Origin of the sequence: Celeribacter marinus, assembly GCF_001308265.1 — a bacterium.
Lineage (GTDB): Bacteria > Pseudomonadota > Alphaproteobacteria > Rhodobacterales > Rhodobacteraceae > Celeribacter > Celeribacter marinus.
Window position 1 is genome coordinate 373,430 of record NZ_CP012023.1, and the last position, 12,590, is coordinate 386,019.

The 12,590-nt window shown below is 58.3% G+C and carries 10 protein-coding genes; 2 read left to right on the forward strand and 8 right to left on the reverse strand.

Going from position 1 to position 12,590, the window contains the following annotated elements; all coding sequences use genetic code 11:
• Positions 1-30: 30 nt before the first annotated feature.
• The 5 genes from IMCC12053_RS01835 to IMCC12053_RS15680 all read right to left on the reverse strand — a co-directional run bounded on the left by IMCC12053_RS01835 (position 31) and on the right by IMCC12053_RS15680 (position 5,885).
• Positions 31-3,294, reverse strand: coding sequence for an error-prone DNA polymerase (locus IMCC12053_RS01835; RefSeq protein WP_074906220.1), 3,264 nt, complete (start codon positions 3,292-3,294; stop codon positions 31-33).
• Entirely contained in the window at positions 3,291-4,766 is a 1,476-nt protein-coding gene (locus IMCC12053_RS01840) for a Y-family DNA polymerase (protein WP_177205491.1), read from the reverse strand. Before IMCC12053_RS01840 ends, IMCC12053_RS01835 begins: the two co-directional genes overlap by 4 nt.
• Complete coding sequence (locus IMCC12053_RS01845; RefSeq protein WP_062215175.1) at positions 4,705-5,280, reverse strand: ImuA family protein; 576 nt, start codon at positions 5,278-5,280, stop codon at positions 4,705-4,707. The genes IMCC12053_RS01840 and IMCC12053_RS01845 overlap by 62 nt, the downstream gene beginning before the upstream one ends.
• Positions 5,281-5,416: 136 nt before the next feature.
• Complete coding sequence (locus IMCC12053_RS01850) at positions 5,417-5,725, reverse strand: hypothetical protein (protein WP_156320725.1); 309 nt, start codon at positions 5,723-5,725, stop codon at positions 5,417-5,419.
• 4 nt (positions 5,726-5,729) lie between these two features.
• Complete coding sequence (locus IMCC12053_RS15680) at positions 5,730-5,885, reverse strand: hypothetical protein (protein WP_156320726.1); 156 nt, start codon at positions 5,883-5,885, stop codon at positions 5,730-5,732.
• 218 nt (positions 5,886-6,103) lie between these two features.
• Here IMCC12053_RS15680 and IMCC12053_RS01855 point away from each other — a divergent pair, with 218 nt between their 5' ends.
• A complete protein-coding gene (locus IMCC12053_RS01855) occupies positions 6,104-6,349 on the forward strand; it encodes a hypothetical protein (RefSeq protein WP_143089983.1) in 246 nt (81 codons plus the stop codon).
• A gap of 85 nt (positions 6,350-6,434) precedes the next feature.
• Here the strand turns inward: IMCC12053_RS01855 and IMCC12053_RS01860 are convergent, their stop codons facing one another.
• The gene (locus IMCC12053_RS01860; protein WP_062215184.1) at positions 6,435-7,319 is read right to left on the reverse strand and encodes a hydrogen peroxide-inducible genes activator; all 885 of its coding nucleotides are present in this window, start codon (positions 7,317-7,319) and stop codon (positions 6,435-6,437) included.
• Between the two features lie 189 nt (positions 7,320-7,508).
• On the opposite strand from IMCC12053_RS01860, the gene katG reads away from it, so the two are divergent.
• Positions 7,509-9,686 (forward strand): catalase/peroxidase HPI, encoded by a 2,178-nt coding sequence (gene katG, locus IMCC12053_RS01865; RefSeq protein WP_062215187.1) that lies wholly within the window; start codon positions 7,509-7,511, stop codon positions 9,684-9,686.
• Between the two features lie 141 nt (positions 9,687-9,827).
• On the opposite strand, the gene IMCC12053_RS01870 is transcribed toward katG, so the two are convergent.
• Both IMCC12053_RS01870 and IMCC12053_RS01875 read right to left on the reverse strand, forming a co-directional pair.
• Positions 9,828-11,552 (reverse strand): D-apionate lactonase family protein, encoded by a 1,725-nt coding sequence (locus tag IMCC12053_RS01870; RefSeq protein WP_062215190.1) that lies wholly within the window; start codon positions 11,550-11,552, stop codon positions 9,828-9,830.
• Positions 11,549-12,562 carry a Gfo/Idh/MocA family protein gene (locus IMCC12053_RS01875; protein WP_062215193.1) on the reverse strand — a complete coding sequence of 338 codons (1,014 nt, stop codon included), beginning with the start codon at positions 12,560-12,562 and terminating at the stop codon, positions 11,549-11,551. Before IMCC12053_RS01875 ends, IMCC12053_RS01870 begins: the two co-directional genes overlap by 4 nt.
• Between the last annotated feature and the right edge of the window lie 28 nt (positions 12,563-12,590).

The following is a 12,590-nucleotide window of genomic DNA, read 5'->3' on the forward strand; positions in this document are numbered from 1 at the left end:
CGTAACGCGCTTTTCCCCCCCATTCGACACTCAATGAAAATCGCGGCTTGGAAACAACCGTTTGGCTTGATCGCGCGGGTGCATGGCGCGTGGCTGTGCGCGTGTGCGGGGGGCGTCGTCGGCTTGGGGTTGGGTGATGCCGATGGCGTTTTCCATCGGGTGGCCGAGCGTGCTCAGGCGGTGCGAGACATCTTCGATGTGCTGCGCAATGAGATGCACCACGATGCCTTCGCGTTGAACCACGCCCGTGACGCGCAGCAACCGCCCGCCCATGACGGCGCGGCGAAACTGTTTGTAGACCGTCTTCCACACCACCACGTTTGATACGCCCGTTTCGTCCTCCAGCGTCAAAAACACAACGCCCGACGCGGTGCCGGGGCGCTGTCGTGTGATCACTAAGCCGCACACAGAAATGGCGCGCCCCGCAATCGGACCGAGGGGCACATCGGGGAGTGCCGCATGGGGCGTCAGCCCCTCCATTTCGGGGCGCAAAAGCTCCATCGGGTGGGCCTTGAGCGACAGGCGCATGGCAACGTAATCCTCGACGACCTCTTCGCCCAGATGCATCGCGGGCAAGGTCACGGACGGCTCACGGATCCCTTCGCCCTCAATCGGGTCATTGAACAATGGCAGCGGCTTGGGGCCGGTTATGGCCTTCACCGCCCAAAGCGCATCGCGCCGCCCCATGCCAAGCCCAGCATAGGCGTCCGCCTCGGCCAATCGTTCTAGAGCCGCAGGCGTTATCCCCGCCCGCAACCACAACGCCTCAGGGTCGGGATAGCCGTTGCCGCGCGCAGCCACGATCCATGCCGCATCATCCTCGCGAAAGCCTTTGATCTGGCGCAACCCGAGCCTGAGCGCCAGTGACCCATCGGCGCGTTTTTCCAATGTATTGTCCCAATCGCTCGCGTTCACACAGATCGGGCGCACCTCAATGTGATGCTCGCGCGCATCGCGGACAATTTGCGCGGGGGCGTAAAATCCCATCGGTTGCGAATTGAGCAAAGCACAGGCGAAGGCGGCGGGATGGTGGCGTTTTAACCACGCTGAAACATAGGCGAGCATCGCAAAGGCCGCGGCGTGGCTTTCGGGAAACCCGTATTCGCCAAAGCCCTCGATTTGCGAAAAACAGCTCTCCGCAAAGGCCTGATCATAACCACGCTCCACCGCGCCGCTGATAAATTGGTCGCGTAGCTGGCCGATGGTGCCCATCCGTCGAAACGTTGCCATGGAGCGGCGCAGCTTGTCGGCCTCTGACGGCGAAAACCCTGCCGCGACCACGGCGATCTGCATGGCCTGCTCTTGGAAGAGCGGCACGCCGAGGGTTTTGCCCAGAACCTTTTCAAGCGCGGGCGATGGAAAGGTCACGGCCTCTTTGCCTTGGCGGCGGTTGATATAGGGATGCACCATGCCGCCCTGGATCGGACCGGGACGCACGATGGCGACCTCGATCACCAGATCGTAAAACACGCGCGGCTTCATGCGCGGCAGGAAGTTCATTTGCGCGCGGCTCTCCACCTGAAACACCCCAATCGCATCGGCCACACACAGCATGTCAAAGGTCGGCGCGTCCGCTTGGGGCACGGTTGCAATCGACAATTTCTCGCCCCCATGCTGCGCAATCAGATCGAAACTTTTGCGGATACAGGTGAGCATCCCGAGGCTGAGAATGTCGACCTTGAGAATGCCAAGCGCGTCGATGTCATCCTTGTCCCACTCGATGATTGTGCGGTCGTCCATCGCGGCGTTTTCAATCGGGCACAGCTCGTCAAGCCGCCCCTTGGTGATGATAAATCCGCCGACATGTTGGCTCAGATGGCGCGGAAATCCGATGATCTCCCCGATGAGTTTTATGGTGAGCGCCAGACGCGGATCGCTCATGTCGAGGCCCAATTCCTTGACCCGTTCAGGATCCGCGCCGTTGTTGCCCGATCCCCAGATTTGCCCCGACAGGTTGGCCGTCACATCCTTGGATAGGCCCATCACTTTGCCGACCTCCGCGATGGCGGCGCGCGAGCGGAAATGGATCACCGTGGCGCATAGGCCCGCGCGGTGACGGCCGTATTTGGAATAAATGTGCTGAATGACTTCTTCGCGGCGCTCATGCTCGAAATCCACATCAATATCGGGCGGCTCGCCACGATGTTCGGACACGAACCGCTCAACCACCATGGTGATAGTTTCGGGGCTGACATCGGTGATCCCCAAGAGATAACACAGGATCGAATTGGCCGCCGAGCCGCGCCCTTGGCACAGGATGCCTTGCGATTTGGCAAACTGCACAATGTCATGCACGGTGAGGAAATAGGCCGGAAAGTCGAGCGTTTTGACCAGTGTCAGTTCCTTGTCCATCTGCGCAATGGCCGTGTCGGGCGCGCCGTTTGGATAGCGGATTTTAAGCCCCTCGGCGGCCAATCGCGCCAACCGCTCTTGCGGTGGCTCGCCCCCCGCGATCTCGTCGGGATACTCGTAGCTCAACTCGGAGAGGCAAAAGCTCGCCTTGGCGGCAATCTCCACGGTGCGACGCAGGGCGGCGGGGTGGCGCGCAAACAACCGCGCCATATCGGCCTCTCCCTTGAGACGCCGTTCCGCATTGAGGAGCGCGCGAGTGCCGATCTGATCAATTGTGATGTGCGCGCGCAGACAGGTCAGAACATCGGCCAATTGCCGGCGCGACCCGTGATGCATGAGCACATCACCCACGGCCACCATCGGCGCGGCGGTGCGATGTGCAAGCTGTGCTATGGCGTCGAAATACGCCTGATCACTGCCGTCATAGCGCGGGGCAGCGCCGACAAAGACATTTGAAGGGAAACACTTTTTAAGCGTGGAGATCTCGGGCGCACTGTCGTGCAGGGCCGATTGCGGCAAGGCGATCAGGCTCATCCCCGCACAGCCTTGTGCGATGTCGCGCAGGTCGAGGTAGCACGCACCTTTGGGGGCGCGCCGTTTGCCAAGTGTAAGCAACCGCGTCAGCCGCGCATAGGCCGCGCGGTCATGGGGCAAGGCAATCCAATGCGTGTCACTGTCGCGCAAGATCAACCGCGCGCCGACGATGAGTTTGGGCAGGTTCGCCTCGTCCCCATGCTCGCGGCGCAATTCCTTGAGCGCCGAAAACGCCCGCACCACACCCGCCAATGAATTGTGATCCGTGATTGCGATGGCGGTGAGGCCAAGGGTGGCGGCGCGTGCGATCAATTCCTCAGGATGCGATGCGCCGCGCAGAAAGGTGAAATTCGACGTGCAGCACAGCTCTGCATATCCGGGGTCTAGGGACGGGTTACGGGCGCTCATGCAAACTCTCCATGCACGAACCATCCGGGGTTTTGTGGCGTGTGAAACAGCCACAGTCGCCGCCCTTCGCGGGTCTCAACATACCAATAATCGCGCACGCCCGTGCGCCATGCCTCATCTGGCAACCACCACTCTGGCGCAATGCGTTCCGGCCCTGTGGAGCGCCCTGTCGTCAGAGACATGCGCCGCCAGCGAAAACGCGTGGGGGGCTGTGATCCCGCGCCCAAAATCGGCTCGGGGGGAAAGAGTTTCAACGGGCGCGGACGGTGGCGCGACCACGCGCCATTCGAGGTGCTATAGGCGGCGGGCGCAATTTGAAAGCTGCGCTCTGGGATATGGCTGTCGGCGGGTAAAAGCCGTTGGATATTCTCAAGCCCGATGCGGTTGCCAAGCCGCGTGATGAGATCATCCAACCCATCTGGGCGTGATGCCGTGGCGGTGGTGATTTGCGCATTTAACAACGGCTCGACTTGCGTGGCCTCAAGGCGCATCTGATCAATGCCAAACCCCGCATCCACCGCGCCTATACCGCGCTCGAACAACGGCGAAATCCGGTCCGCATCACGCATAGGGGCGGCCAGTCGCAGCTCGACCTGTTGTGCGCCTTGATCTACGCGGCGCAAGGTGAGCTGTAATTGCCGCGCGCCCATGTCCTGCTCTTTGAGCTTGTCGCACAGCCGCACCAAAAGACGCTCTGTACCCATCATCACGTCAGCCGCCAACCCAATCGGATCGGGCAACGTGAGGCGCACACCGTAATGTGGCACCTCGCCCATGGGGGTGATGACTTCATCTTGCGCGCCCATAGCCTGATCCAGACGCAACACCACATCAGGGCCAAAACGACGCGCGATCGTGGCACGGGGCAGCGCGAGCAGATCGGAGACTTTGCGCAATCCGAGACGTTGCAGGGCTGTGTCAGTTTTGGCGTCGAGGCGCAGTGCGGCGACGGGCAGAGTGCGAATGTCGTCATGGGCGGCGCGTCCATAATGAGTGAGCGCCCAGGCAGCCCCGCGCGTATTCGCCGCCGCGATATGGCCGCTCAGGCCCGCGCGCGCAAGACGGTGGCGCATGTCGTCGAGCATCGCCGCCTCGCCGCCAAACAGATGCGCCGACCCCGCGATATTGAGCATCAACCCGTCCGCACCATCAAGACCGACCCAAGGACAATACCGTTTGCTCCACCGCGCGAGCATCTGTAAAAATCGCGCATCGGCCACGGTGTCGGCGGGTTGGCTTTGCAGCTCAGGGCAATAGGCGCGCGCGTCTGAGACGCCCATGCCACGATGTAACCCCTGCGCCTCGGCGGCTCGGTTCAAGCAATAAATGCGGTCGGTGTTTTTCTCGTGATGTGTGAGCACGAAAGGACGGTTGTCATTGGCGGTAACTTGCGCGCGTGCGCGTAGAACCCTATCGCTGGGCAGCCTCGGAAACCACATTGATACGACACGTTTGCGCATCCCACTTAACATTCCACGCCCTTAGTGTTCCTGATTTGTTCTTTATAATTTCCCATTTTTGCAGAGTCGAGTCCGCACGCGCCTTTGCGTCAAAAACAGGGGCGCAGTGCCAACGGGTTTGAGCCGCATTGCTGCCCATCCCCTCAGGCAGAATGCACAGTCCCATGGCGCGGCCTTGTTGCGCGGCAAGCTGCAATCGCCGCCCTTCGGTGAGGCCAATCGGTTGGCTCAACTCCATGACCACCAGTGAAATGCGCCCAGAGCGCAGCGCCTCCTCAGCCGAGGCCAAAGCGTCAATGTGGCTTGGTGCCTGCGCAATCAAAAGCTGTTGCGGATCGAGATAGGGTGCAAAGCCCAACGGGTTCAGCTGCGTCCCATTCCATGCCTCACGCACCCAAAGCACGGTATCAGCCCCCGTGCGACACACCCGCCCCGCCAGCGCGAAAGCAAAGGCATAGGCGGACGGCCCACAGACCTCATGGGTGCGGGTGTTCATCGGCGGGAAATGAGATTCGAATGCGGTCATGGGGGGGAGCATACATGAAGACGCGGCAAGAGGATTAGTTTTAGTGAAATGATCACGACCGGCCAATTCTGTTGAAAAGGTCGAGGAATGCAAACGGCCACCCCGAAGGATGGCCGAAAACCTATCACCTTAGATATTACAGGCTGAAATTACGCACGATGTAATTACCACCAAAGTTATTGCCGTGTTTGTACGTGACTTTGATTTTGCCGTCCGGCTGCTCTGTCAGGGACACGCAAGATCCGCTCCAGTTGTTAATTTTAGGCAGGCAAAAGCTGTTGCCATTGATGGTGATCGGTCTAGTATAGGTGATGTGGCGCGCTGCCGTGGAGTAGAAGGTGCCTGTGCCATCCGCGTTGAGGGAGAAGTTTCCAGGGGCATAACCTTCCATCTTCAAGCGATCCGAACCAGGGTTCGACGCGAAATACGCGTCACGTAGCTGCACAACATCAATAGGCTTTGGACTGCGTTGATACGGCGTCTACGGCAGTATGAGGTGCTGTATCAGGCATCGCGATGATCTGCGGATTTGCTTCGACACATGCAGAGATGGTCAGGACGCCCACCACAGCGAGGATAGCGCGAATTGTCTTGAAATTAGCCATAGGTCTGTCTCCGTATACCAGAAATAAATGTGTCGTGATTAAATTGTTGTCCCAGTCCTCTGACATACAAAATATAGATACGAAATACTTTCACACGAGGGTCAGGGCGTTCTTTTGCAAACAATATTATGGCCAGCCAACGGCAGCAGGCCAGTCTACGTCAATGGGCAGGTGATACCAGCTAAGTTTGAACCCGCGAGGGCTGGCTGTATCTGGCTGTGATCCTCAATCTGTATTTACGCTTTCTACATTCCTTGGGGGACACTGTGCAAACTGCGCTCTATTCGCTGTTCATGACCGAAGCGAATGACGCATTTCCACAAAGCAAAATTGACGTGGCGCGCAAACACCGAAACATCGCAATCGCCATTGCACGCGGCGAAGCAATCACAGCCCACGCCGACATGAGCGAAGTGATCAGCGACAGTTTCGGACGCATCCGAATTCGGTGCGAGGCGGGTTAATCACTCGGCGAACGGTCTATGGCGAGATCACTTGTAAGGGAGCGGCATCAACCCGCCCCTGATCCTGTCCAACACCTTGTGCAGTTTATAGGGAGGCGCGGACGGTTTGTGCGATGTGTTTGAGTTGATCCGACAAGGGTGTAGTCTTGCGCCAAACCATCCCGATGGTCCGAGACGGGCGAGGATGCTCCAAGCGCGCGACAGACACGGACGCTGAGCGGGTCTCTATCGGGACGGCCATGTCGGGGATCAAGGTGACGCCAATTCCGGCGCCGACCATCTGAACCAGTGTGGACAAGGAACTGCCCTCCATCAAGTCGCGCGGCAATGTCGATGACGCGGTACAAAACGACAGCGCCTGATCGCGAAAACAATGCCCCTCCTCCAACAAAAGCAACCGCATTTCGCGCAACAGCTTGGCATTGGGCACAGGCTTGTCCGCATCGCTCAGTGGTCTGACCAGAACGAAATCCTCGGCGAACAATGTTTCTTCGTGCAAGGACGGCTCAGACACAGGCAATGCGACAATCGCGGTATCGAGTTGGCCGCCCAAAAGACCGTCGATGAGCTTTGACGTCTTTGCTTCGCGGGGACGCGGGTCTAGCCCTGCGTAGTCTTTGGCGAGGCATTTAATGAACTGCGGTAAAAAGTATGGCGCAACGGTAGGTATGACGCCAAACCGCAACCTTCCGATCAGTGGGCTATGTGACGCGCGGGCGAGATCGCCAAGCTCGTTCACGGATTTAAGAATTTCGCGCGCACGCTCAAGAAATACCTCACCATAGCCCGTCAGGCGGAGCTGCTTTGGCCCGCGTTCGACAAGTGGCGTTCCGAGCATGTCCTCGAGTGTTTTGATCTGCACCGACAGCGCAGGTTGTGAAATGCCGCAATCATCGGCAGCGCGGCCAAAATGGCGGTGTCTGGCCAAGGCCTCAAAGTAGCGCAGGTGCTTGATTGTAATATCTATCATAGGCTGTGATTATCATAGTTATTTAAAAATGCAATTTTAATTAATGATGTGAATCGGATAGAACCGTGACTGAGTGACGACGAGCGCCGTGGTCCTTGTCCCGATGTGACGGGGGCATGTCCTGAACATGAACGGACAGGGCGGCAGGTCGTCATAGATAGACACGCGAAACTTTGATGGGAGATACAGATGGACGGAAATGATACAGGGACAGGCGGCAAGTGTCCGGTGATGCACGGCGGAAATACCGCGACAAGCTCGTCTGTGATGGCATGGTGGCCGAATGCGCTAAACCTCGACATCCTGCACCAGCATGATACCAAAACCAATCCGCTTGGCGCAGATTTTGACTACCGCAAAGAGGTCGAAGGCCTTGATGTAGCGGCCGTGAAAGCGGACCTGCACGCGCTGATGACCGACAGTCAGGACTGGTGGCCTGCCGATTGGGGTCACTATGGTGGCTTTATGATCCGCATGGCGTGGCACTCGGCGGGAACTTACCGCCTTGAGGACGGTCGCGGTGGCGGCGGAACGGGCACGCAACGCTTTGCGCCGCTGAACTCGTGGCCCGATAACGTCAGCCTTGATAAAGCGCGCCGTTTGCTTTGGCCGATCAAAAAGAAATACGGCAACAAGCTAAGCTGGGCTGACCTTATGATCCTCGCGGGCAACATTGCCTATGAATCGATGGGTCTCAAGACGTTCGGGTTCGCCTTTGGGCGCACGGATGTTTGGCATCCTGAAATCGACACCTATTGGGGGGCCGAAAAAGAATGGCTAGCCGATAGTGATGGGCGCTACGGCGATCTGGAAAACCCTGCGACAATGGAAAACCCGCTCGCTGCGGTGCAGATGGGTCTGATCTACGTGAACCCAGAGGGCGTGAACGGCAAGCCTGATCCGCTGAAAACCGCATTACATGTGCGTGAAACCTTTGCCCGCATGGCAATGAACGACGAAGAGACCGTTGCATTGACGGTTGGCGGTCACACCGTTGGCAAATGTCACGGCAATGGCGATGCGTCCACCTTGGGTGCGGAACCCGAGGCCGGTAGTGTCGAGGAGCAGGGCTTTGGCTGGAGCAATCCAAAAGGCACCAAAAAAGCCAGTGACGCCATCAGCAGTGGTATCGAAGGCGCATGGACCACGAACCCGACCAAATGGGACATGGGCTATTTCAAGTTGCTGTTCGGCTACGAGTGGGAGCTCAAGAAAAGCCCCGCCGGCGCGTGGCAATGGGAGCCGATCGACATCAAGGAAGAAGACAAGCCCGTCGACGCCTCTGACCCATCGATCCGCCACAACCCGATCATGACCGATGCCGACATGGCGATGAAGATCGACCCGATCTACCGCGAGATTTGTGAAAAGTTCATGGCGGACTTTGATCACTTCTCCGACACGTTCGCGCGGGCGTGGTTCAAACTGACCCACCGCGATATGGGGCCAAAATCCCGCTACATCGGCCCCGATGTGCCGCAAGAGGATCTGATCTGGCAAGATCCGATCCCCGCAGGCAGCACGTCTTATGACGTGGCGGATGTAAAGGCACTGATCGCCAACAGTGGTCTGACACTGGCCGAGATGGTGTCGACAGCTTGGGACAGTGCGCGCACCTATCGCGGCTCTGACATGCGCGGCGGTGCCAATGGCGCGCGCATCCGTCTTGTACCTCAAAAAGATTGGGAGGGCAACGAGCCTGCACAATTGGCCAAAGTCCTAAACGTTTTGGAAGGCATCGCCTCCGAGACGGGCGCAAGCGTGGCTGATGTGATCGTTCTGGCCGGCAACCTCGGCGTCGAAAACGCAGCCAAAGCGGCAGGTTTTGACGTCACTGTTCCGTTCATGCCCGGACGTGGAGACGCGACAGACGAGATGACAGATGCCGCATCTTTTGATCCGCTTGAGCCTTTGGCTGACGGCTACCGCAACTGGTTGAAGAAAGACTATGTTGTGAGCCCTGAGGAGCTGATGCTTGATCGCACGCAATTGATGGGTTTGACCGCTGTTGAGATGACTGTCCTTGTGGGCGGTATGCGGGCAATGGGCACCAACCACGGCGGAACACAGCATGGCGTGTTCACCGATCGGGTCGGCGCGTTGACCAATGATTTCTTTGTCAACCTGACCGATATGTCCAACTCGTGGCACCCTGTCGACCGCACGACCTACGAAGTCCGCGACCGCACATCAGGCGCGGTAAAATGGACAGCAACACGGATGGATTTGGTGTTTGGCTCAAATTCGATCCTGCGGTCTTACGCCGAAGTCTATGCCCAAGATGACAATGAAGAGAAGTTCGTGAACGATTTTGTCGCCGCTTGGACAAAAGTCATGAATGCTGATCGCTTTGATCAACTGGCATAAGTAAAACCACCCTCCCCGCGTTGCGCATCAATTGACGCGGGGAGGCCTTAACGACTGGTGCCGATGGCACCGCCCATCCCTGCCCGCTTTGCACATGAGCGCGGTGACAATAGGCGCATTGCCATACGTGCACTGACGAGCCTACCGCCCGACACGCCAATCAAACGGGCCAAGTTCGCCCTGTGGATGCGGTGTGAGATTGGCGATGATCGTGACCTCTCCCACACATAGCTCGGCCCTGCCATTGGTGATCTGTGCGCGTTTCACAGGTTGCCCCGCAAGAGACGCCAATACGCGCAGGGCGTTCACAATGGGCCACATCTCGGACATGCCTCGCGGCCCGAACACCGCCGCAGGCGTCCACACACAGATATTTGCAGGAGCGAGAGCTGTGGCAAGGCCAATCACGTAAGCTGCACCAAATGCCCCGCGATGACGCGGGTCATCGTCCGTCATGCAAATGCGCGCTCCATCAGGGTTTGCGATCGTACGATTGCCGTATGGGTTCTGGCGCATCGCAATCGTCGCAGGCCCAATCCGGTAGGGCAAATCGCCAAAGATTGCGCGTGCGGACCGTGTGATATGCGCGATTGCCTCTAACGTCTCCATCACGGACACATCATCAGCCGCATGCACAATCGGGCACAACCCGTGGCTCACAAACCCCAATGTGTCTATCGGGGGTCGCTTGCGATTTAATTCAGGGAAAAAGCTGACCATACCGCCCCCACGGATCACATCAGGAAAGGTCTGTGCGGCAGCATTGTGAATATCGGTGAGCGGCGGGCAGTCAGGCCAATCCGAGCCTGGCGGTGTGGATTGGCGATCCACGGATGGACAAACGAGGATGCTATCAGGCGTAAATCGCGCCGCCTGCATGCGCGCAGCGATTTCAGCCAGTTCTGTGGCGGGCGCCCCCGTGCAAGATAGGATAAGTTCTAGATCAAAGAGGATATCTGGCAACGCGGCCTGCACGGCCGCGAATGCTTGAAATTGCCAATCCAGACGCCCGATGTCCATATCAACGTGACAGAGCAACCGTTGTGGATTGACGGTGGCCACAGTACCGTGTGCCCCAGCCAACTTGACCGCCTCGTCAGGGGTTAAAACCAGAGCCATATCGGGAAAATTGGCCGGTCTGGCGGCCACAGGTGGGGTTGGCGGGCGGGCGCAAATCGCATCCCCGGGCGTCAATACGACCGATTGCGCCAACGTATCCGCGTCATTCAACACATAGGGCCACGGTTCGGCCAAAGGCCGATTATAGGTTTTGAACGAGGCGTCGCCCCATTGCCGCTGATCTTCCATTTCAAATGTGTCGCCCGAAAACTGGCACGTCACACTATGATCGCCCACGTTATGAGACAGCGATGTGATGTCCATAAACGGCTGCCACGGATCGATCAAAAGGGGGAACTGCGACGCCTCAACGGTTCCATCACTATGGCCGACCAGAACCGCCTGCCCCGCGACCCCCTCAATGGGATGCAACACGGTAAAGCCCGCACGATTGGTCTCAAACGCGCCGCTCGAGGTGGCACGCGCCGACATCGACAAGGCATCGGGTGTCGCATCAATGATAACATCGACGACAAGGCGTGCCTCGCCGCTATCAAAGGTCAGCCTATATGAGATGTGCAAGTGATCGTCGCCTCGCGTATCAACCTCGCTCTCAAGGCGCGGTGACAACGTGCCCCAATCACGATCACGGACCAGAAACGCGATGCTCCGGATGGCCTCAACGCCCTTAAAGTTCACATGGCGCAACGTGCCGCCATCTATTGTGAACGACCACGGCCCCACGACCCGCGATGTCGCCGCAGGCACGCGGTGCTGCGTGCCGTAAAGGTCTTTATAGTCGCTCACAGCGCGCGCGGCGAGACAGTCCGCCCTTCTGCTGCCGAGAGATAGGCGGCCTCAACCAGTGCAAGTGTCTGCAAGTTGTCCGCGCCAGATGTCTGTGGTGTTCGCCCGCTTGCGACACAATCGACAAAATGCTGCTGAATCGCCAATACGCTTTCCTGAATGTTGTGCCACGGCGTTTGCGCCCACGACAAAACGGGCGGCGAGACATCGCGCACCACGGTTTGCGCGCCACTTATCGTCAGCTTATACCCTGCATCCAGACGCAGCGTGCCGTCCGTTCCGTCAATTTCAAGCAGGGTTTGTGGGAACGTCTCGGGGGAACGGCGCGTTGCATAGGAACAATCGACCACACTTGTGGCGCCGTGATGCGTGAGCAGCATAGTGGCGACATCTTCGCCCTTTATGTTGGGATTTACCCGTTGCGTGGTGGCGGACATCTGGCTGACATCCCCCAAAAACGCGCGCGCAATGTCGAGGATATGAATGCCGAGATCTTCGATGATAAACCGCGCCCCTTCGGCCAGATAGGGTTGGCCGGAAAACACATCATAACCAGACCTGAAACTGAACCGTCCAAAGAACGGATCCCCGATCGCACCGGATTTCACGGCCTTTAGGGCCGCCTGAATAGGCGACTGCCAGCGAAAGTTTTCGTGCACCATGAGCGTCTTATTCGCGCTGTGGGCGGCGGCGACCATCGCGCGTGCATCGGGGAGGTTTTGTGCAAATGGCTTTTGACAAATGATGTGCACACCCGCATCAGTTGCCATTTTGACCAAGGGCAAATGGGACGGTGCAGTGGTCGCGATATCGACAAAATCGAAACCGCCCGCCGCAAACATGTCTGCGGCATCGGCATATGTCCTCTCAATGCCAAAATCACCCGCACTTTGCCCCAATCGCTCTGCGTTTTGGTCACACAGCGCAACGATGTCGACCCCGTCTATATCTCGCCATGCGTGAAGTTGATTTTGCGCGAAAAACCCGCAGCCGATCAATGCACCCTTCATGCCATCCCCCTATTGGTCTGTTGCCGCT

Coding starts and splice junctions, on each gene's coding strand:
- IMCC12053_RS01835 (WP_074906220.1), bottom strand. CDS start 3,294: ATGAGCGCCCGTAACCCGTCCCTAGACCCCGGATATGCAGAGCTGTGC.
- IMCC12053_RS01875 (WP_062215193.1), bottom strand. CDS start 12,562: ATGAAGGGTGCATTGATCGGCTGCGGGTTTTTCGCGCAAAATCAACTT.
- IMCC12053_RS01860 (WP_062215184.1), bottom strand. CDS start 7,319: ATGATAGATATTACAATCAAGCACCTGCGCTACTTTGAGGCCTTGGCC.
- IMCC12053_RS15680 (WP_156320726.1), bottom strand. CDS start 5,885: ATGGCTAATTTCAAGACAATTCGCGCTATCCTCGCTGTGGTGGGCGTC.
- katG (WP_062215187.1), top strand. CDS start 7,509: ATGGACGGAAATGATACAGGGACAGGCGGCAAGTGTCCGGTGATGCAC.
- IMCC12053_RS01845 (WP_062215175.1), bottom strand. CDS start 5,280: ATGACCGCATTCGAATCTCATTTCCCGCCGATGAACACCCGCACCCAT.
- IMCC12053_RS01840 (WP_177205491.1), bottom strand. CDS start 4,766: ATGTTAAGTGGGATGCGCAAACGTGTCGTATCAATGTGGTTTCCGAGG.